The following is a 20,362-nucleotide window of genomic DNA, read 5'->3' on the forward strand; positions in this document are numbered from 1 at the left end:
CGATTTCCCGACAGCGCGAGCAACGTGGGAGTGTCCAGAACGAGATGGTGCTGGATCACGCGGCAGCGCCCTGCTGACGCGAGAAGGCGTCACGCAGCTTGCGGCCCATCGCCGCACTCTCCTCGTCCGTGACCTCGGCGCCGAAGTGCTCGGCCAGATAGGCGCGCGTCCGCTCCGCCCACTCGCGCCGCTCCTCATCGGTGAGCGTGCTCTCGGCGAACTCCTGGACCAGGGATCGAATCGACGTCCCACGGGACTCGGCGATGACCGCAAGGCGGTCCCGCACCTCGGCAGGCACGCGGATCATGGCATCAGACATGGGCTGAGTATACGCCCGCGTATACGCCGAGTCGGGCCGCTCGTGCTGAGCTCGACGAACTGGGATGTCAGCCTTTACTCAACCGTCCCCGGATGCGTACAACCTTTCGCTCGAACTCATGAGTCAACAGGGGTATGACTCACGGGATATCCAGACGCGCGAGATGGGTCGCGGGAGGAACGCTCACAGCGCTCGTCTCCTGCGTCGCCGCCGCCGCGCCCGCCGCCGCGGCCACCACGCCCACCGTCAGCTGCACGTCCGCCAGAGCCGGACTCGCCGACAAACTGAAGAAGGACATCACCGCCGCCCTCGCCACCCGCAAGGGCACCATCGCGGTGGGCCTCTACGACCGGACCACCAAGACCACCTGCACGCTCCGGCCGTCCACCGCCTACGACTCCGCCAGCGTCGTCAAGGTCACCGTCCTGGCCACGCTGCTCTGGGACGCGAAGAAGCACAACCGCTATCTCACCGACCGCGAGGCCACTCTCGCCAGGGCCATGATCACCAAGTCGGACAACGCCGCGACCAGCACCCTCTGGAAGCAGCTGGGCCTGACGAAGATCAAGGGCTTCCTCACCGCCGCCGGCATGACCCGGACCAAGCCCGGCACGGGCGGCTACTGGGGCCTGACCCAGATCACCGTCACCGACGAGCAGAAGCTCCTCAAGCTGATCACCGCACGCAACACGGTCCTCAGCGACAACGCCCGCGCCTACATCCTGAAGCTGATGGGCCAGGTCATCTCCTCGCAGCGCTGGGGCACCCCGTACGGAGTGCCGTCCGGTGTCTCCGTGGCCGTCAAGAACGGCTGGCTGCAACGCTCCACGCACGGCTGGCGCGTGCACAGCGTCGGCACTTTCAAGGGCGGCGGCCACGACTACATGATCACGGTGCTCACGCACGGCAACAGCACCATGAACTACGGCATCACGACCATCCAGGGCGTCGCCAAGGTCATCCACCGGGACCTCGCGTCCGCCTCCTGACGCCTTCCGGACTCCCGCATGTCACCGTCCCGCCCCACGGTGACCCCCATGCGCCTGAGAACCGTACTCGCGACCGCCACGGCCGGCCTGGCGGCCGCCACCTGTTGTCCGCCGCCGACCCGTCCTACGCGGGCCCGAGGGTGCTCCTGGTGAGCGACGACAACCAGAACCAGGTGCAGACGACCCGGTTCTATTACCTGCGGGTCCGAGTCTGAACTTCCCGGCGGGATGAAATCCGCCCCCGCCGGCGTTGGTGCCTTCCGGAAGATCAGGACAAACGGAGGGCACCGCGTGACACCGCAACGGGGATGGGCACGGAGACTGGCCGGATACGCGTGGCGATATCCCAAGGACGTCGTCCTGGCCCTCGGCTCCTCCCTCGCCGGCATGGCGGTCATGGCGCTGGTCCCGTTGATCACCAAGGTGATCATCGATGACGTGATCGGCGGCCACAGCCGCTCCATGGCGGTCTGGTCCGGCGCCCTCATTGCCGCGGCCCTGCTCGTCTACGTCTTCACCTACATCCGCCGCTACTACGGCGGCCGCCTCGCCCTCGACGTCCAGCACGACCTGCGGACGGAGATGTTCGAGACGATCACCCGGCTCGACGGCCGCCGTCAGGACGAGCTCTCCACCGGCCAGGTGGTCGGCCGTGCCACCAGCGACCTCCAGCTGATCCAGGGCCTGCTCTTCATGCTCCCGATGACCATCGGGAACTTCCTGCTCTTCCTGATCTCCCTCGTCGTGATGGCGTGGCTGTCGCTGCCGCTCACCCTGGTCGCCCTCGCCGTGGCCCCCGCCCTGTGGTGGATCGCGAGCCGCAGCCGCACCAGGCTGCACCCCGCCACCTGGTACGCCCAGGCCCAGGCCGCCGCCGTCGCCGGCGTGGTCGACGGCGCCGTCAGCGGCGTACGCGTGGTGAAGGGCTTCGGGCAGGAGGACCAGGAGACCGGCAAGCTCAGGGACGTCGGCCGGCGGCTGTTCGCGGGGCGGCTGCGGACCATCCGGTTCAATTCCAGGTACACCCCGGCCCTCCAGGCCGTCCCGGCGCTCGGCCAGGTCGCGATGCTCGCGCTCGGCGGCTGGCTCGCCGTCCGCGGGCACATCACCCTCGGTACGTTCGTCGCCTTCTCCACCTATCTCGCCCAGCTCGTCGGGCCGGTCCGCATGCTCGCCATGGTGCTGACCGTCGCGCAGCAGGCCCGCGCCGGCACCGAGCGCGTCCTGGAGCTGATCGACACCGAGCCGTCCCTCACCGAGGGCACCAAGGAACTCCCCGCCGACGCGCCCGCGACCGTCGAGTTCGACGACGTGTCCTTCGGCTACGACCACGCCTCCGGCAAAACCAGCCCTGTCCTCGACGGGCTGTCCTTCGAGATCCGCCCGGGCGAGACCCTCGCCGTCGTCGGCTCCTCCGGCTCCGGCAAGTCCACGGTCTCCCTCCTCCTGCCCCGCTTCTACGACGTGACGCGCGGCGCCGTCCTCATCGGCGGCCACGACGTCCGCGAGCTCACCCTCGACTCCCTCCGGGCCGCGATCGGACTGGTCCCCGAGGACTCCTTCCTCTTCTCCGACACCGTGCGCAGCAACATCGCGTACGGCCGTCCGGACGCGACCGACGAGGAGATCGAGACCGCCGCCCGCGCCGCCCAGGCAGACCGGTTCATCGCCGAGCTGCCCGACGGGTACGACACCAAGGTCGGCGAGCACGGCCTCACCCTCTCCGGCGGCCAGCGTCAGCGCGTCGCGCTCGCCCGCGCGATCCTCACCGACCCGCGGCTCCTCGTTCTCGACGACGCCACCTCCGCCGTGGACGCCAGGGTCGAGCACGAGATCCACGAGGCGCTGAAGCACGTCATGGAGGGCCGCACGACCCTCCTCATCGCCCACCGCCGCTCCACCCTCGGCCTCGCCGACCGCATCGCCGTCCTGGACGCCGGGCGCCTCGCCGACCTCGGCACCCACGAGGAGCTCCAGCAGCGGTCCGCCCTCTACCGCCGCCTCCTCACCGACCCCGACGAACTCGGCGGCGTCTCGCCCGGCCACGCCCAGCCCTCCTGCCCCCAGGAGGACACCTCCGTACGCGACGAGCTGGACGCCGAGTTCGACGCCGAACGCGGGGTCACGCCCCGGCTGTGGACCGGCGACCGCGAGCCCAAGGACCTGGCGCTGACCGAGTCCCCGGCCACGCCGGAACTCCTCGCCCTGGTCGAGGCGCTGCCCCCGGCCGACGACACCCCCGACATCGACGAGGCGCGCGCGGTCACGCCCGAGGAGTCGTACGGCCTGCGCAGGCTGCTGCGAGGCTTCGGGCTCCCCCTGCTGATCAGCCTCGGCCTCGTCGCCGTGGACGCGGGCATGGGCCTGCTCCTCCCCGTCCTGATCCGGTACGGCATCGACCAGGGCGTCTCCGCGGTCGCTCTCGGTGCGGTGTGGGCGGCGTCGATGCTGGGGCTGCTCGCGGTGACCGTGCAGTGGGCGGCGCAGGTCGGCGAGATGCGGATGACGGGGCGTACGGGGGAGAGGGTGCTGTACTCCCTCCGCCTGAAGATCTTCGCGCAGCTCCAGCGGCTCGGACTCGACTACTACGAGCGGGAGTTGACCGGCCGGATCATGACGAGGATGACGACGGACGTCGACGCGCTGTCGACGTTCCTGCAGACGGGCCTGGTCACGGCGTTCGTCTCGGTCGTCACGTTCTTCGGGATCATGGGCGTCCTGCTGGTGATCGACCTCGAGCTCGCCCTCGTCGTGTTCGCGACGCTGCCGCCGCTGATCGTCGCGACGTTCTTCTTCCGCCGGGCGAGCGTGAAGGCGTACGAACTCGCCCGTGAGCGGGTGTCGTTGGTCAACGCCGATCTCCAGGAGTCGGTGTCCGGGCTGCGGATCGTGCAGGCGTTCCGGCGTGAGCGGGACGGCGGTGCGAGGTTCGCGGAGCGCAGCGACAGCTACCGCAGGGCCCGTATCCGAGGCCAGTGGCTGATCTCGATCTACTTCCCCTTCGTGCAGTTCTTGGCGTCGGGGGCCGCGGCGGCCGTGCTGATCATGGGCGGCGCGCGGATCGAGGCGGCGACGCTGACGACGGGTGCGCTGGTGGCGTACCTGCTCTACATCGACCTGTTCTTCGCGCCGGTCCAGCAGCTCTCCCAGGTCTTCGACGGCTACCAGCAGGCGACCGTCTCGCTGGGCCGCATCCAGGAACTGCTCCAGGAGCCGACCTCGACGAAGGCGGCGGAGGAGCCGCGCGAGGTGCTGTCCCTGCGGGGTGAGATCGCCTTCGAGGACGTGCACTTCGCGTACGGCTCCACCGGCGAACCGGAGGAGGCCCTGAGCGGGATCGACCTCGTCGTCCCCGCCGGGCAGACGGTCGCGTTCGTCGGCGAGACGGGTGCCGGCAAGTCGACGCTCGTCAAGCTGGTGGCCCGCTTCTACGACCCGACCGGCGGCCGGGTCACCGTCGACGGCCAGGATCTCCGCACCCTGGACATCACCTCGTACCGGCACCGCCTGGGCGTCGTCCCGCAGGAGGCGTACCTCTTCCAGGGCACCGTCCGCGACGCCCTCGCCTACGGCCGCCCGGACGCCACCGACGCCGAGGTGGAGGCGGCGGCCCGAGCGGTCGGCGCGCACGAGATGATCGCGACCCTCGACGGCGGCTACCTCCACGAGGTCGCCGAACGCGGCCGCAACCTCTCCGCCGGCCAACGCCAGCTGATCGCCCTGGCCCGCGCCGAGCTGGTAGACCCCGACATCCTCCTCCTCGACGAGGCCACGGCAGCCCTGGACCTGGCCACGGAATCCCAGGTCAACCAGGCCACAGACCGCATCGCCGGCAAGCGCACCACCCTGGTCGTAGCCCACCGCCTGACGACAGCGGCCCGCGCGGACCGGGTCGTGGTCATGGACCACGGCAGGGTCGCAGAGGACGGCACGCACCAGGAGTTGCTGGCGCGGGGCGGCCGATACGCGGAGCTGTGGCGGACCTTCGTGGGGGAGGACGCGCCGGCCGCGGCCTGAGCGGCCTGCCGGTGGCCGACGCCGCGTCCCGCCGACCGGCACTTGCCGCCCGGGCGGGCAACCGCGACCGCGGCGCGGGCCCGCCGGGGCGGGTCGCCGATGGTGTGTGGGTCTGCGGCCGGGCGGACCGGTCGGGGAGGAGTCCGGTAGCGGGAGGTTCGGCTCACGGCTGGGCGGGCGAGACGGTCCGCAGCCAGGGTGCCGTCCAGCTCACCGGACAGGGCCCGGCTGCGGCACGCGCGAGGAGTTGTTGGCGCCGGTATGCGGAGTCGTGGCGGACGTTCCCGGGAGAACCGGTGAGCGCGTCATGGTGACGGTCGCGCAACCATGCGGCATACGTCCTGCGTCCGTACACCAGTACGCTCATCGCCGGGGTACGGGGAGGACGACACAGTGGACGACAGTGGTGCGATACACCGACGACTGGCGCTCGGCCTGGCCGTGTTGACCGCGTCCGGGCTGCTCGCGCTCGCCGCGCCCGGGGACGCCCATGCCGCCCCCTCCAACTGCTCGGGGCGCAAGGTAAGGAGCCTGTCCTTCTCCACCGGCGCCGTGCACGTCTACAAGCAGCAGCGCGGCTGGATCTGCGCCGTCACTCTCGCCAAGAACCCCGGCCGCGAGCGCTGGATGTCGGTCAGTGTGCAGGCGCGCGGCCAGCGTCCGGCCACCGTCGACGGGAAGGACACCCACCGGATGGGACCGGTCCGGGTGCACGCCGGGCACCGGAGCGTGAAGGTGAAGGGCCGGGTCGGCTCGGGGGCGGTCAGCACGGGCTGGATCCGGTTCTGATCCTTCGGTCCTGAGCCTTCCGACCCTCGGTTTCGGGGGTGAACTCCGGCCAACGTAGAGGGTTTTCCCCATCTACCCCGTCTTCCCTGGTGTGACTGCGAGTTGCTCCGATAGCTTCCGGGCGCACGTCTGTCTCACAGGGGAGGGTGCATGCGCAAAACGCTCAGATGGCTGCTGGCGCTGGCCGTGTTCATGGGCACGCTGAGTACGGCAGGGGCGGCCACCGCCGCCGAGCCGGAGGCATCTACCGCCACCGCCACCACCGCCACCGCCACCACCGCCACCACCACCGCCACCGCCACCACCGACATCAAGGAACGGCTCCTCTCCATACCGGGCATGAGCCTGATCGAGGAGAAGCCCTACACCGGCTACCGCTTCTTCGTCCTCAGCTACACCCAGCCCGTCGACCACCGGAACCCGGCCAAGGGCACCTTCCCGCAGCGGATCACCGTGCTGCACAAGGACGTCAGCCGCCCGACGGTCTTCTACACCAGCGGCTACCACGTCTCCACGACCCCCAGCCGCCGCGAGCCCACCCAGATCGTGGACGGCAACCAGGTCTCCCTGGAGTACCGCTACTTCACCCCGTCCCGCCCCGACCCGGCCGACTGGACCAAGCTGGACATCTGGCAGGCGGCCGGCGACCAGCACCGTCTCTTCAAGGCACTCAAGCCGGTCTATGCGGAGAAGTGGCTTTCCACCGGCGGGTCGAAGGGCGGCATGACCGCCACCTACTACGAGCGTTTCTACCCGCGCGACATGGACGGCGTCGTCGCCTACGTCGCCCCCAACGACGTCGTCAACCAGGAGGACTCGGCGTACGACCGCTTCTTCGCGAAGGTCGGCACCAAGGGGTGCCGCGACCGCCTGAACGCCGTGCAGCGCGAGGCGCTGGTGCGCCGTGAGCCGCTGGAGAAGAGGTACGCGGAGTTCGCGGAGGCGGAGGGCTTCACCTTCACCACCGTCGGCAGCCTGGACAAGGCCTTCGAGGCGGTCGTCCTCGACTACGTGTGGGGCTTCTGGCAGTACAACCAGCTCGAGAACTGCACCGACGACGCCGTGATCCCGCCGGACGCGAAGAACGCCACCGACGACCAGATCTGGAACTCGATCGACGCGATCTCCGGGTTCTCCTTCTACACCGACCAGGGCCTGGAGCCGTACACCCCGTACTACTACCAGGCGGCCACCCAGCTCGGCGCGCCGACGATCCACTTCCCGCACATCGAGCCGGGCCTGGTCCGCTACGGCTACCAGCCGCCGCGGACCTTCGTCCCGCGTGAGATCCCCACCAGGTTCCAGCCGTGGGCGATGCGGGACGTCGACACCTGGGTGAGGCACAACGCCCGCCACATGCTCTTCGTCTACGGCCAGAACGACCCGTGGGGCGCCGAGCCGTTCCGCCTCGGCAAGGGCGCGAAGGACTCGTACGTCCTCACCGCCCCCGGCGCCAACCACGGCGCCCGCGTCGCCGGCCTGGCCGAGGACGACCAGGCCCTCGCCACGGCCCGCATCCTGGAGTGGGCGGGCGTCGCCTCCGCCACCGTCCAGTCGAACCCGTCGGCGGCGAAGCCGCTGGCCAGGTTCGACGCGAAGCTGGACGCCCGGGACGTGGAGCGCGAGCGCACGCTCAGGCCGTAACTCCCCTACCGCTGCGCCCGGTCATCGGTTACACCGGCCGGGCGCAGCCCACCGGCTTCTCGCCGCCGAGCTGGACGTAGAGGGCCGTCGACAGCGGGCACTGCGCGCGCTTGTCGACGGCCTTCGTCACCCTGTACTGCGGCATCTTCTCGCCCTCGCCGTCGCACGCCGTCTCGCGGACCTGGCCGTCGCCGGAGCCGTAGACACAGTCCCCGACGATGGTGCGGGGACCGCCTCCGCCGCCGGGGTCGCCGGGATGCGGCGGCTCGAGGTTGCGCATACAGGCGTAGCCCTGCGGCACCGCCCCGTCGCCGTCCTCGTCGGACGCCGGGCTCTGTTCGCTGATGTGCAGCACGAAGTCCGTGGTCCCCGGGCACAGCGGCCCGTCACCCACCGTGCCGTCATGGCGTGCCACGACCCGCGCCGCCGCGCGCTCGCTCGTGCAGGACACCTCGGTGAAGCTGGTCGTCCCGAAGGAACTGCACTCGTCGACGCCGAGGAACACCGCGCCGTAGCCGGAGGGCAGCGTCGGCGACGGAGTGCCCCCCTCCCTCAGCCGGGTGTCCTCCTCCCCGCCCCCCGATTCGCTCTGACACCCCGTCAGCAGCGCGGTGAGCAGCATCAGCAACGCGCAGGCCACCCCCACGGCACTTCTCTCACGCATCGCGCTCCCCCCGGTTCCCCCGTCCAGCGTGGCCCGCCGCAGCGGGCGCACGCCAGACGCGCGGGGTGCTTTGGGCCCATTGGGGGGCGTACGCCGGGTGTGTGACGTACGCGGACTACGACCTGGAAGGCCGGCCGCCTAGTACGACAGTCCGTGTCCGATCGGATACAGCACCCGCGCCGGATCGTCCGCCCGCTGCACCGGCACCGGCAGCTTTCCGCGCGGTGCCACCCGCCCCGCGATCACCCGCGCGGCCGCCCGCAGTTCGACGTCGGTCCAGGAGTACGACGCCAAGTAAGCGCGGACGTCGGGCAGTTGGGCCACGTCGTACGGGTTCCGGACGGCGATCGCCACCACCGGCTTCCCGGTCCCGAGGAGCTGCGCGACCAGCGTCCGCTGCGAGCTGCTCGCCGTGACGTTGTACGTCCCGACCACCACGGCGTCCGCGTCCTGCGCCGCCGCGACGGCGTTGGCGATGGTGGTGGCGGACGGTGCCGTACCCGTCGACAGGGCGGTGGCCGTGAAGCCCAGCTCGGTGAGGGCGGCGGCGAGCACCCCGGTCGGCGGTCCGGTCGTGCCGGACGGAGAGGCCGGATCGGCGCCCACGACGAGCACCCTGGGGTACGTCCGCCGGGACAACGGCAGAAGGGCCCCCTCGTTCACGACCAGGGTCGTCGTCCGCTCGGCGACGCGGTCGGCCGCCGCCAGATGCTCGGGGACGCCGACGGTACGGGTGACGCCGGCCTGGCTGACGTACGGCTCGTCGAAGAGGCGAAGCTTCGCCTTCAGCCGCAGGACGCGCAGGATCGACGCGTCGAGCCGGGATTCCGTCAGCTCTCCGTCCCGTACGGCCTTCAGGACGGCGTTCCACGCGATGTCGAGGGACGGCGGGTTGAGGAGCTGGTCGGCCCCGGCCCTGAGCGCGAGCACGGGGACCCGGTCGTCGCCGTACTTCGTCCGCACCCCCTCCATCCCCAGGGAGTCGGTGACCACGACCCCGTCGTAGCCGAGTTCCTCGCGCAGGATGCCGGTGAGGATCGGGCGGGAGAGGGTGGCCGGGTCGCCGGAGTCGTCGAGGGCCGGGACCATGATGTGCGCGGTCATGATCGAGTCGATGCCGGCGGCGATCGCGGCGCGGAACGGGGGCGCGTCGAGCTTCTCCCACTCGGCGCGGCTGTGGGTGATGACCGGGAAGCCGTAGTGGCTGTCGACGGCGGTGTCGCCGTGCCCGGGGAAGTGCTTGGCGGTGGCGGCGACCTGCTGCGCCCGCTGGTACCCGGCGACCTCGGCGGCGACGAGGGAGGCCACGGCCGCCGGATCGGCACCGAACGAACGGACGCCGATGACGGGGTTGGCCGGGTTGACGTTCACGTCGGCGACGGGCGTGTAGTCCTGCCGCACCCCCATCACGCGCAGCTCCCGGCCCGCGATCCGGCCGAGCGTGCGGGCATCGGTACGGGATCCGCCCGCGCCGATGGCCATGGCGCCCGGGAAGAGGGTGGCGGGCCTGCCGACCCGCGCGACGATGCCGTGCTCCTGGTCGGTGGAGATGAGCACGGGCAGCCCGCGCGGCTGCTGGAGGGACGCCTTCTGGATACCGTTCGACAGGTCGGCGATCTGGTGCGGATCCCGGGTGTTGTGCGCCCAGGTGAAGTAGATGATGCCGCCGACCCGGTACCTGGCGATCAGCTCGGCGGCCGTACGGACGCCGATCTCCTTGAGGTTGGCGTCGATGTCGGCCTGGTCGGGGGCGGTGGCGGAGTGGCCGTAGACCCGCATGACGAACAGCTGGCCGACCTTCTCCTCCAGGGACATACGGGAGATGAGGGCGCGCAGCTTCTTGTCGTCGGGACTGCCGGCATGTGCGGTGGTGCCGGTCGCCAGGGCCGCGGTGACGCCTGCCGTGGCGGCCAGGACGGTACGTCTGGAGGGCACGTGCGCTCCTTCCGGAGGTGATCCACTGAAGGAAACTTCCGAGGAGTCACCAATAACCGGGAAGTTTCTGCCAGTCAAGGGGGTGAGGGAGAGCACCGTAACCGGAGGAGGGGCCGCCATCGGCGCTGTTGGAGGGGGGCGCGCCGATGGCGGCGTGCTGCCGGCCGCGGTACGGCGGAGAGGGTGGTCAGCGATCGCAGCCAGCAGCGAGGCCGACACCGCACCGCGGTGACTCTCCGGCAGCTTGCGGGTTGGACGGACGGGGGTGTGCCGGGGTTCCCGGGGATGGCCGGATTCCGCGAAGTTGGTAGCCCGGAGTTCAACGGGACGGATGGGGCCGCCGATCGTGGGCCAAGGGCGTCGTCGCACCGTGTTCCATCCCGTGGACGTCCGGGCGCCGGAGCCGCCCCCCGGGCGATCATCGGGGGCATGCCCGTAGTCGCCATCCCCGGTTCCAAGTCCATCACCGCCCGCGCCCTCTTCCTGGCGGCGGCGGCCGACGGCGTCACCACTCTCGTACGCCCCCTCCGCTCGGACGACACGGAGGGCTTCGCCGAGGGGCTGGTTCGGCTCGGTTACCGGGTCGGGCGGACGCCGGACACCTGGCAGATCGACGGCCGCCCGCAGGGTCCGGCGGTCGCGGAGGCCGACGTCTACTGCCGCGACGGCGCGACGACGGCCCGCTTCCTGCCGACGCTGGCCGCGGCCGGGCACGGCACGTTCCGCTTCGACGCGTCGCCTCAGATGCGCCGCCGCCCCCTTCTTCCCCTGACCCGCGCCCTGCGCGACCTGGGCGTGGACCTGCGGCACGAGGAGACGGACGGCCACCATCCGCTGACGGTACGGGCGTCGGGCGTCGAGGGCGGCGAGGTGGTCCTGGACGCCGGCCAGTCGTCGCAGTACCTGACGGCGCTGCTGCTCCTGGGCCCGCTGACCCGCACGGGCCTGCGGATCCGCGTCACCGACCTGGTGTCGGTGCCGTACGTCGAGATCACGATCGCGATGATGCGGGCGTTCGGGGTGGAGGTGACCCGGGACGGCGATGTCTTCGTGGTCCCGCCGGGCGGATACCGTGCCACGACGTACGCGGTGGAGCCGGACGCGTCGACCGCCAGCTACTTCTTCGCAGCCGCGGCCGTGACCGGCGGCGAGGTGACCGTCCCCGGTCTCGGCGAGGGCGCGTTGCAGGGCGACCTGGGATTCGTCGACGTACTGCGGCGGATGGGGGCCGAGGTGTCGGTGGGTGTGGAGGGCACGACTGTGCGGGGCACGGGTGAACTGCACGGTGTGACGGTCAACATGCGGGACATCTCGGACACCATGCCGACGCTGGCGGCGATCGCGCCGTTCGCGTCCGGGCCGGTGCGGATCGAGGACGTGGCGAACACGCGGGTGAAGGAGTGCGACCGCCTGGACGCCTGCGCGGAGAACCTGCGGCGGCTGGGGGTGTCGGTGGAGACCGGGCCGGACTGGATCGAGATCGGGCCAGGTGCTCCCGTGGGGGCGGAGGTCAAGACGTTCGGCGATCACCGCATCGTGATGTCCTTCGCGGTCACCGGGCTTCGGACGCCAGGTGTTTCGTTCGACGATCCCGGGTGTGTGCGGAAGACTTTCCCGGGTTTCCACGAGGAGTTCGGCGCGCTGCGCGCGCGGTTGTGAGGGGCGACGGGGGATGAGGGGATGACCTTCAAACTGGAGGGACCGGTGCTGGAGGGCGCGCTGGTGCGCCTGGAGCCGCTGGAACACCGGCACGCCGCCGAACTGGCGGTGGCGGCGGAGGGAGGACCGGGGGACGTACGAGTTCACCTGGGTGCCCAGGGCCGACGAGGTCGGCGAGTACGTCGACGCGCAGCTCGCAAGGGCGGCGGGGCATCTGGCGCCGTACGCGCAGGTGTCACTCGCGACGGGGAGGGTGGTCGGCGCGACGTCCTACTGGGAGCCGCGTTCGTGGCTGGCGGAAGGCCAACTCGACGCCATCGAGGTCGGATTCACCTGGCTGGCCAGTTCGGCGCAGGGTACGGGTGTGAACGCGGAGGCCAAGCTGCTGCTGTTCCGGCATGCCTTCGAGGAGTGGAGCGTGTCCCGGGTCGACTTGAAGACGGACGCCCGCAACAAGCGTTCCCGCGCCGCGATCGAGAGCGTGGGCGCCCGCTTCGAGGGCGTACTGAGGAACTGGTCCCGCTCCTGGGCACCGGGGGAGGCAGGGCGGTTGCGGGACTCCGCGATCTTCTCGATCACGGCGGGGGAGTGGGCGGAGTGCCGGGGGCGGTTGGAGGAGCGGGTGGCGGGGTTTCTGCCGCGGGGGAGCTGACGAAGGCACGCCGAAGGTGGGGTCGGTTGCCTCAACGGCGTTCATCGGCACCGTTGGGGCCGCCCGCTTCTTGGCCAGTGTCGTGCTTCCACGAGCCGAGTAAAGGGCACTCCACTCCGCTGCGCTGCGTTCCGCGTCGGCTGCGCCGATCGGCCTGCGGCCGACCCTTGACTCGGCTCGCTCCAGCACGGTCGAGAAGCGAGCGAGCGGCCCGGAAAGGCGGGTGGCCAGGGTCGGAGGGCCCATCGGTTGGCTGTGCGGTGCCCAGCGGAGGGGGCGCATCAGCGGCTCCCCAGCACGCCGGGCGGGCTTGGCGGCTTTCGGCCGGATGGGCGGGCGGATTCTGTGGCTCGGGCTGAAGTTGGAGCGTTTGGGCCGGCCCGGGTGGCCGCCACCAGGCCTTACCGGGGCAGGGTGTCACCCAAACGCTCCCAGTCCGCTGTGCGGGCGCGTTGGGGCGGGGAGGAGTAATTGGAGGTTCCGTCTCATAATCGCGAGGCTTAAGCCCTGGTCGGGGGGCCCGGCCGTGAGACAAATCCTCCAATTACTCGGTGTGGGCCTGCTTCTACCCGCCGGTCGCAAGTCGCTGGGCCCGCCCGGCGTGCTGGCGAGACGCGACCGCGTACCGCCAACCCGGCCCACCCCGCCACCGACAGCTGCCGCCAACGTGCCTCGGCCACCCGCCTTTCCGGGCCGCTCGCTTGCTTCTCACCCGTGCTGTCGCGGCCCAGGTCCAGGGTGGGCCGCAGGGCCATCGCCGAAGGCGACGCTCAGCGGAGCGCCCTTGACGCGGGTCGTGGAAGCACGACACTGACCAAGAAGCGGGCGGCCCCGACGGTCACTTCGTGACGTGCGTGAGGAAGTTGGCCCAAGTGGTGGGGGAGACGGTGACGTGTCGGGTGTCGGGCGTCTTGGAGTCGCGTATGTGGATGGCGGAGGTGGTGGCGACCTCGACGCACTCGCCGCCCCCCGAGTCGCTGTAGCTGCTCTTGAACCACGCCAGTTCGGTCATAGCTCACCTGCCAACTGCTCGATCAGGGCAACGGATTCCTCCTGCCGGAGGGCCTGTCGACTGATCATCGCATAACGGCGGGAGAGGACACCGACCTCGACAGGGTTGGATACCAGCAGGCTCTTTCCGAGGGCTTCCGTGTACACCAGGGAGGTCTGTTCGGGGGTCTCGATCACTGTCATAGGGCCGCGCAGCCCCGCGTGGGCGCCAACCTTCGACGGCATGACCTGAAGGATGACGTTGGGGCGCTCGGAACAGTCGAGCAGGTGCTTGTACTGGCTGCGCATGACGTCCGTGCCGCCGATCTGCCGCCTCAACGCCTCTTCTTCGAGGATCACGTTGATGACGCAGACCGGCTTGCGGTCGAAGAGCGCCTTGCGTTCCAGCCGGGCCTGTGTCAGTTCCTCGATCTCAGCCTCGTCCAGGGGCGGGAAATCGCACCTGAACAGCGCACGTGCATAGGCCTCCGTCTGAAGTAGGCCATGGATGAGCTGGGTGCCGTACGAGGACACGCTCAGCGCCTCCTGCTCCAGTTGCACGAAGCCCTGGAAGTACTCCGGATACCGCTCCAGCCGTAGGTACTTCTTCGCCGCCGCAATGAGTCCCCAAGCGCTCAGAGCCTTCTCTGCCGCATCGATGAACTCGTCCGTCGCAGGCTTGGCTCCGGTCTCCACCGCGCTCACCGCCGCGCCGGAGTACGCCATCAACTCACCCAGGTCGTTCTGCGAGAGCTCCCTCACCGTGCGCAGGATGTGCAGCACCTCGGCGAAGTACTGCGCGGCGGGCGATGACGACTTCTTCTTCGACTGGCCCATTACGGCAACCCCCTCAACCTCAACACGGCTCAACGTCAATCAACGCGCCCGCAACCCCAGTTGCCGTACCCGTCCGTCGACGCCCGATCACTACCGAAAGTAGCGACAGGGGCCGACAGTCGTAGCGTGAACACAGAAAGTAACCGCTCCTGGCGCCGCCAGTTCATGCCGGACGAGGAAAACGTCGCCGAGGCCCGCCACGGCGCACGGATCGTTCTCGCCTCCTGGGACGTTCCCGAAGACGCCGTCGAGACGATCACCCTGGTCATCTCCGAGCTCGCCACGAACGCCGTCCGGCACGCCCGCCGCCCCGGCCGCACCTTCGACGTCGCCCTCACCTGCAACGGTGAGAAGGTGATCGAGATCGAGGTGTCCGACGGCTCGCCGCACCACCCGGCCACGAGGCCCTACGACCCCGACGCCACATCGGGCCGAGGACTTCTCCTCGTCGAGGCCCTCTCCGAGGACTGGGGGGTCGGATACCGGGAGTTCGGCAAGGGCGTGTGGGCCCGCGTCCTCAGCTGACGTCAGTCAGGACCCGTCAACTCACCCGCACTCACGACCAGTTGCTCCCGCACCGCCCCCAACACCGGATCCGCCTCCGCCCCCGCCCGCACGGCCGCGAAGACGTTCCGCGACGGTGCCTCCCCGTCCGTCGTCAGCAGGGCCAGCCGGCGATGCGCGTACAGCGGCCGCACCAGCCGGGGAACCAACGCCACCCCCTGCCCCGCCTCCACCAGCGCCGTCAGCGCACCCCAGTCGTTGACGGCGTGCCGGATCTCCGGCGTGAACCCGGCCGCCGCGCACACCGACCGCGCCACCGCACCGCAACAGCTCCGCGCGTCGCCCACGATCCAGGCCTCCTCGGCCAGCTCCCGCAGCCCGATACGGCCGCGACCGGCGAGGCGGTGACCGGGCGGGACCGCGATGTCCAGGACGTCGGTGAAGAGGTCGGTCCGGCTGTAACGACGGTCCGTGTACGCCGGTGTCGCCGCGAAGTCCACCGCCACCGCCACGTCGATCTGACCCCCGTCGAGCGCCGTGAACAGGTCCGGCGGTTCCGCCTCCACGACGTCCACCTTCACCTGCGGCAGGCACTCGCCCAGTGCCCGCAACGCCCCCGGCAGCAGGCCCAGGATCCCGCTGGAGAAGCACCCGATCGTCACCGACCCGCGCCCGCCGCCCTCCCCGTACGCCGCCAAGTCGGCCCGCGCCCGCTCGAGTTGGGCGGCGATCAGATCGGCGTGGGCGAGCAGGACGCGGGCCTGACCGGTCAGGCGTACGCCCCGGCCGTCGCGCTCCGTCAGAGGGACGCCCGCCTCCCTCGCCAGCGCGGCGATCTGCTGCGAGACCGCCGACGGCGTCAGATGCAGGGCCTCGGCGGTCCTCGCCAGACTGCCCCGGCGCCGCAGCTCGCGCAGGACGGTCAGACGGCGCAGGTCCACTGTGAAGGACTGACTTACCTGTTCCACCGTAAAAGATTAACTGGACCTGCCGAGCGGTGATCGGAAACGATCGATCCCATGACCGCCTACCTCATCCTCCACGGCTGGCAGAACCACCGCCCCGCCGAGCACTGGCAGCACTGGCTCGCCGACCGTCTCACCGAACTCGGCCACGACGTCGCCTACCCGCAGCTGCCCGACCCCGACGACCCGGAAATCGACGTCTGGCTCGGGGAGTTGGCCCGTCACCTCAAGGCCCTCGACGGGAGTGGCCGGCGGGTCGTCGTCGCGCACAGTCTGTCCGTCGTGCTGTGGCTGCACGCCGTGGCGCGGGGGCTGCCGGGGCTCGGGGACGTCGACCGGGTGCTGCTCGTCGGCCCGCCGTCCGGCTCCGTGCTCGTACGGCATTCCGAGGTCGCCGCCTTCGCCCCGCCGCCGCTCGGCTCCCTCACCATGCCCGGGCCGACCCGCCTGGTCGCCGGGGACGACGACCCGTACTGCCCGGAGGGCGCCGCTGTCGGCTACGGCGATCCACTCGGCATCCCCACCGACCTCCTGGCCGGCGCCGGCCACCTCGACCTGGACGCCGGGTACGGGCCGTGGCCCGCGGTGCTGGAGTGGTGCCTGGACGCCGGCGCGAAGTTCAAGCCGAATCGTTGAGCAGTCGGCCCAGGTGCTCGCGCCCCGCGCTCAGCAGTTCGGGAAGCGGCGCGGCACCCTCGTACCACCGCTTCTCGTACTCCCAGCACAGCCAGCCGTCCCAGCCGTGCCGGGACAGCACCTCCACGCACTCCGCGAGCGGCAGCACCCCGGCGCCCAGCGGCAGCGGGGTCGTGTCCTCGGTGGAGGCGATGTCCTTGACCTGGACGTAGCCGAGGTACGGGGAGAGGGCCGCGTAGGTCTCCGAGGGCTGCTCGCCGCCCAGCCAGGTGTGCATGACGTCCCAGAGCGAGCCGACGTTGCGGTGGCCGACCAGGCCGAGGACGCGGATCGCGTCGGCTCCCGTGCGGTGCGAGTCGTGGGTCTCGAGGAGGATGCGTACGCCGAGATCGGCCGCGTACTCCGCCGCCGTACCGAGCCGCCGGGCCGCCGTCGCGTCGGCCTCCTCGCGGGGCTGGCCGTCGGCCGCGCCGGGGAAGACCCGGACGTAGCCGGCGCCCAGGTCGCGGGCCAGGTCGAGGAGGGTGCGGATCTCCTCGATCACCGGTTCGTCGGCGCCGGGCGCGGCCACGCGCGCGTACCCGGCGAGGCCCAGCAGCTCGATGCCGGATGCCTTGAACTCGGCCGCCGCTTCGGCCCGTTGGCCGGCGTCGAGGCCGGGGTGCACCGGCTCCTCGGCGTGAGCGCGCAGCTCGACGCCGTGGTAGCCGTGTGTGGTCGCGAGTCGCAGCACGTCCGGGAGGGGCAGACCGGGGACGCCGAGGGTGGAGAACGCCAGCTTCATATACCGGACCCTACTGTCACTCCGGCGTGCCGTGCAGGTCCAGGCGCCAGTGCTGTCCCACGAGGTCCTTCCCGAAGGAGCGGTGCGGTTTCTCGGCGGCCAGGACGAAGCCGTGGCGCTGGTGGATGCGCCGGGTTGAGGCGAGGACGCCGTTGGCAGGACATGGCAGCCACGGTCGTACGCGCCGAACCGCCGACGCTCCTGGAGTACACCCTCGGCACCGACCTGCTGCGCTGGGAGCTGGCGGCCACCGGCGCCGGCACCCGGCTGACACTCCGGCACACCGTCAAGGACCGCGAGTGGATCCCGAAGGTCGCGGCCGGCTGGCACCTGTGCCTCGACGTGGCCGAGAAACTGCTCGAAGGGCGGTCGATCCCGCCGATCCGCGGCGCCGCGGCAGTCGACTTCGGCTGGTCCGAACTCAACGACCGGTACGCACAGAAATTCGACATCCCCAACACCGGTCTGCCCGAGCACCTCACGGATGAGGACGAGACGCCCTGACCGGGAGGCCGGGCTGGTGTGGCCGACTGTCCTGCGCGGACCGGCGCACCAGCTCCGACATCACGGCAAACGGCAGCGACGGGTTGGCGGCCGCCGCTTCGACCACCTGCCCGTCGGTGTCGGTGAGCAGCTCTGCGACGACCTGCGGCGGGAGGGAGGGATGGCCGGCGGCTATCGGCCTTGCCCGATTGTCTGCCAGGCAGGCGAGCAGTGCCGGGGCTGTCGCACGGCGATGCCGGGCGACCTCGCGGAGCGCCTTCCGTACCGATGGTTCGCGCCGGGTCAGGTCCTCCAGCAGCGCCGGAGTCGCGTCCGGGTTGGACGCCACCTTGGCGACGACCTGAACGCCGTGTCTGTCGACCATGGCGCGCAACTGCGCTTCGGAGAGGCCCGGATGCGCGGCGACGGACTTGACCACTTTCGCGTCGGGGTCGATGGCCAGCGCGTCGCGAATCCCGGCCGGCAGATCGCGCCTTTGGGCCAGGAGCATCCGCACCGCCGGGTCCGGTGACTGGGCCAGCTCCTCGACCTCGACGGGAGAGGCGGCGGCGATCCGCGGCAGCAGGGTGGCGCCGATCTTGGTGTTGTCGGCCAGGTAGGTGAGCACGTCGAGCGGCACGCGTGGGTTGTGTGCGAGCCCGCGCCGCACTTCGTGGTCACGGTCGCCGGCCAGCACGCGGATCACGGCGTCGTCGATCGTGGGATTCTCGGCGAGGTCGGCTCGAACACCGGGAGCGGCATCCACGGCGAGCCGTTCGCACACCTCCGGGGGCAGGTCCGGGCGGGCAGCAAGTGCCCAGCGCAGCAGCATCGAAGGATGGTCGGCGAAGCCGACGACGGCCTCGGCGGGTGTGGCCGGGTTCCGCAGTGCCGCCCGCCGTATGTCGTGCACGGTGGACTCGTGGGAGCCGTCGCAGGAGGCGCCCGGCAGCAGATCGCAGTCGAGCCGGCGGCATCGCGGATCATGCATGAACGGCGTCTCCTCGCGGTCGCAGACCAGACACCACTGCGCGGGAGGCAGCCCTGCGCCGGTTGCCATCGCCGCCAGTACGGCCGGGGGCGTCGCCTCGTTGACGGCCACCGCGCGGCGGACCTCGGCATGCGGATGTCCCGCGAGCCTGGCGGCCACTTCCGGCGTGGTCCACAACGCGAGCTCCGCGACGACTCGTACGTCCGAGTCCGCAGCGAGTGTCTCCACCACATCGGGCGGGAGACCGGAGCAGGCAGCCAGCTTTTCCCGGCGCTCGGAAGCCGGATCCGCCGCGAGGAGGCGCGCCCACTCCGGACTCCCGGCCCGCTCATGGAGCAGGGCGAGGGCGGCGTGCGGCTGCGCCACGGGATCGATGTCGGCGGCGGTCAGCCGGCCCGCGTACGCAAGCCGTCCTGCGCTCTCTTCGACGCGCGAGACCAACGCGACCACCTGCGCATGGCTGAGGTCCGCGCGGTCGGCGAGGTCCGCGGCGATGTCGTCGTCCGCGACCGCGATCAGCTGGTCGACCAGCTCGGACGGCAGGGCCGTATTGGCGGCGAGCCCGCACAGGACATGGTTCACGGAGGGCATCCTGCCTGGACCGCGACCGAGTGGCTCGTGGATTTCGACGTCGACGGGTTGGCGAAACCGGCAAGTCGGACGGCTGAGGAACGTCAGGAAAGGAGGTGGACGAAGATCGCGCCGGCGGCAGACTGGTCCCCATGACCGCAACGGATGCCAAGGCCGACCTTCACTTTTACCTGCAGTCCGCCCGCGATGCCCTGCTGTGGAAGCTCGAAGGGCTCTCGGAGTACGACGTCCGCCGCCCGCTGACGCAGACCGGCACCAACCTCCTGGGCCTGGTGAAACACGTGGCCGGCGTGGAACTGGGCTACCTCGGCGACACCTTCGGACGCCCGTCCGGCGAGCCGCTGCCCTGGCTCGAAGACGGCGCTGAGCCCAACGCGGACATGTGGGCCACCGCCGACGAGCCACGCGAGCACATCGTGGAGCTCTACCGCCGGGCGTGGGCGCACGCGGACGCGACGATCGACGCGCTGCCACTGGACACGGTCGGCAGAGTGCCGTGGTGGCCCGGCGGCAGGGACGAGTTGACGTTGCACCATGCCGTGGTGCGCGTGATCGCCGATACGCACCGGCACGCCGGGCACGCCGACATCATCCGGGAACTGATGGACGGCGCGGTGGGGATGAACAAGGGCAACGACAGCATGCCGCCGGGCGACTCGGCGTGGTGGGAGAACCATCGAAGCCGGCTTGAGCGCACAGCCCGGGAAGCCGACCGGGACGCTTGACTTCGGACCAGATCGGCCGGCCGGGTTCCGGCGGGCCGTCAGAGGACGGCGATGAAGACCTCGTAGTACATCTCCAGGCGGTTGACCTTGGCGTAGGCGGCACTGGTCGGCACGGTCATCACGTCCGTTCTGGAGGAGCCGTATACCAGGGAGACCGATCGGAAGCGAGAACTCATCGGTCCGCCCTA

Annotated in this window: 18 protein-coding genes and 2 pseudogenes; 10 read left to right on the forward strand and 10 right to left on the reverse strand. The window is 70.7% G+C overall.

Annotation, left to right across the window (positions count from 1 at the left end; all coding sequences use genetic code 11):
- Positions 1-55: 55 nt before the first annotated feature.
- Positions 56-319: a hypothetical protein gene (locus AQJ91_RS15600; RefSeq protein WP_067021378.1), complete on the reverse strand. Its 264-nt coding sequence runs from the start codon at positions 317-319 to the stop codon at positions 56-58.
- A 134-nt stretch (positions 320-453) separates the two neighbouring features.
- Here AQJ91_RS15600 and AQJ91_RS15605 point away from each other — a divergent pair, with 134 nt between their 5' ends.
- The 4 genes from AQJ91_RS15605 to AQJ91_RS15620 all read left to right on the forward strand — a co-directional run bounded on the left by AQJ91_RS15605 (position 454) and on the right by AQJ91_RS15620 (position 7,758).
- Entirely contained in the window at positions 454-1,308 is an 855-nt protein-coding gene (locus tag AQJ91_RS15605; RefSeq protein ID WP_067021380.1) for a serine hydrolase, read from the forward strand.
- Between the two features lie 291 nt (positions 1,309-1,599).
- Positions 1,600-5,325 carry an ABC transporter ATP-binding protein gene (locus AQJ91_RS15610; RefSeq protein ID WP_067021382.1) on the forward strand — a complete coding sequence of 1,242 codons (3,726 nt, stop codon included), beginning with the start codon at positions 1,600-1,602 and terminating at the stop codon, positions 5,323-5,325.
- A 423-nt stretch (positions 5,326-5,748) separates the two neighbouring features.
- Positions 5,749-6,114: a hypothetical protein gene (locus AQJ91_RS15615; protein ID WP_067021634.1), complete on the forward strand. Its 366-nt coding sequence runs from the start codon at positions 5,749-5,751 to the stop codon at positions 6,112-6,114.
- A 150-nt stretch (positions 6,115-6,264) separates the two neighbouring features.
- Complete coding sequence (locus tag AQJ91_RS15620) at positions 6,265-7,758, forward strand: alpha/beta hydrolase family protein (protein ID WP_067021384.1); 1,494 nt, start codon at positions 6,265-6,267, stop codon at positions 7,756-7,758.
- 28 nt (positions 7,759-7,786) lie between these two features.
- Here AQJ91_RS15620 and AQJ91_RS15625 read toward each other — a convergent pair whose 3' ends face one another.
- Together AQJ91_RS15625 and AQJ91_RS15630 are read right to left on the reverse strand one after the other, a co-directional pair.
- Positions 7,787-8,422, reverse strand: a complete 636-nt coding sequence (locus tag AQJ91_RS15625; protein ID WP_067021386.1) for a hypothetical protein — start codon at positions 8,420-8,422, stop codon at positions 7,787-7,789.
- A gap of 138 nt (positions 8,423-8,560) precedes the next feature.
- Positions 8,561-10,357: a glycoside hydrolase family 3 protein gene (locus AQJ91_RS15630; protein ID WP_067021388.1), complete on the reverse strand. Its 1,797-nt coding sequence runs from the start codon at positions 10,355-10,357 to the stop codon at positions 8,561-8,563.
- Positions 10,358-10,786: 429 nt separating this feature from the next.
- Between AQJ91_RS15630 and aroA the strand changes: the two genes are divergently transcribed.
- On the forward strand, positions 10,787-12,016 hold the full coding sequence (gene aroA, locus AQJ91_RS15635; RefSeq protein WP_067021390.1) for a 3-phosphoshikimate 1-carboxyvinyltransferase: 1,230 nt from the start codon (positions 10,787-10,789) through the stop codon (positions 12,014-12,016).
- A 21-nt stretch (positions 12,017-12,037) separates the two neighbouring features.
- Positions 12,038-12,668 (forward strand): annotated as a pseudogene (locus AQJ91_RS15640) (GNAT family N-acetyltransferase).
- A gap of 838 nt (positions 12,669-13,506) precedes the next feature.
- On the opposite strand, the gene AQJ91_RS15645 reads toward AQJ91_RS15640, so the two are convergent.
- Together AQJ91_RS15645 and AQJ91_RS15650 are read right to left on the reverse strand one after the other, a co-directional pair.
- Complete coding sequence (locus tag AQJ91_RS15645) at positions 13,507-13,680, reverse strand: DUF397 domain-containing protein (RefSeq protein WP_067021392.1); 174 nt, start codon at positions 13,678-13,680, stop codon at positions 13,507-13,509.
- Positions 13,677-14,495: a DUF5753 domain-containing protein gene (locus AQJ91_RS15650; RefSeq protein ID WP_067021394.1), complete on the reverse strand. Its 819-nt coding sequence runs from the start codon at positions 14,493-14,495 to the stop codon at positions 13,677-13,679. The genes AQJ91_RS15645 and AQJ91_RS15650 overlap by 4 nt, the downstream gene beginning before the upstream one ends.
- A 126-nt stretch (positions 14,496-14,621) precedes the next feature.
- Here AQJ91_RS15650 and AQJ91_RS15655 point away from each other — a divergent pair, with 126 nt between their 5' ends.
- Positions 14,622-15,020 (forward strand): ATP-binding protein, encoded by a 399-nt coding sequence (locus AQJ91_RS15655; RefSeq protein ID WP_234382290.1) that lies wholly within the window; start codon positions 14,622-14,624, stop codon positions 15,018-15,020.
- 2 nt (positions 15,021-15,022) lie between these two features.
- On the opposite strand, the gene AQJ91_RS15660 is transcribed toward AQJ91_RS15655, so the two are convergent.
- A complete protein-coding gene (locus AQJ91_RS15660; protein ID WP_067021398.1) occupies positions 15,023-15,967 on the reverse strand; it encodes a LysR family transcriptional regulator in 945 nt (314 codons plus the stop codon).
- Positions 15,968-16,018: 51 nt separating this feature from the next.
- Between AQJ91_RS15660 and AQJ91_RS15665 the strand changes: the two genes are divergently transcribed.
- A complete protein-coding gene (locus tag AQJ91_RS15665; RefSeq protein ID WP_067021400.1) occupies positions 16,019-16,600 on the forward strand; it encodes an RBBP9/YdeN family alpha/beta hydrolase in 582 nt (193 codons plus the stop codon).
- Here AQJ91_RS15665 and AQJ91_RS15670 read toward each other — a convergent pair.
- Positions 16,584-17,384 carry a sugar phosphate isomerase/epimerase family protein gene (locus tag AQJ91_RS15670; RefSeq protein ID WP_067021402.1) on the reverse strand — a complete coding sequence of 267 codons (801 nt, stop codon included), beginning with the start codon at positions 17,382-17,384 and terminating at the stop codon, positions 16,584-16,586. The genes AQJ91_RS15665 and AQJ91_RS15670 overlap by 17 nt on opposite strands.
- A 16-nt stretch (positions 17,385-17,400) precedes the next feature.
- Positions 17,401-17,538 (reverse strand): annotated as a pseudogene (locus tag AQJ91_RS55595) (MarR family transcriptional regulator); the annotation flags it as partial.
- A gap of 8 nt (positions 17,539-17,546) precedes the next feature.
- Between AQJ91_RS55595 and AQJ91_RS15675 the strand changes: the two are divergent.
- Entirely contained in the window at positions 17,547-17,888 is a 342-nt protein-coding gene (locus AQJ91_RS15675) for an SRPBCC domain-containing protein (protein ID WP_079084940.1), read from the forward strand.
- Here AQJ91_RS15675 and AQJ91_RS15680 read toward each other — a convergent pair.
- Positions 17,863-19,440 carry a DUF2336 domain-containing protein gene (locus tag AQJ91_RS15680; protein WP_234382293.1) on the reverse strand — a complete coding sequence of 526 codons (1,578 nt, stop codon included), beginning with the start codon at positions 19,438-19,440 and terminating at the stop codon, positions 17,863-17,865. The genes AQJ91_RS15675 and AQJ91_RS15680 overlap by 26 nt on opposite strands.
- A gap of 140 nt (positions 19,441-19,580) precedes the next feature.
- On the opposite strand from AQJ91_RS15680, the gene AQJ91_RS15685 reads away from it, so the two are divergent.
- On the forward strand, positions 19,581-20,174 hold the full coding sequence (locus AQJ91_RS15685; protein ID WP_067021636.1) for a DinB family protein: 594 nt from the start codon (positions 19,581-19,583) through the stop codon (positions 20,172-20,174).
- Between the two features lie 38 nt (positions 20,175-20,212).
- Here the strand turns inward: AQJ91_RS15685 and AQJ91_RS53585 are convergent, their stop codons facing one another.
- Entirely contained in the window at positions 20,213-20,350 is a 138-nt protein-coding gene (locus tag AQJ91_RS53585; RefSeq protein ID WP_159054567.1) for a hypothetical protein, read from the reverse strand.
- Positions 20,351-20,362: the final 12 nt, after the last annotated feature.

The organism is Streptomyces dysideae (genome assembly GCF_001514305.1).
Taxonomy (GTDB): domain Bacteria; phylum Actinomycetota; class Actinomycetes; order Streptomycetales; family Streptomycetaceae; genus Streptomyces; species Streptomyces dysideae.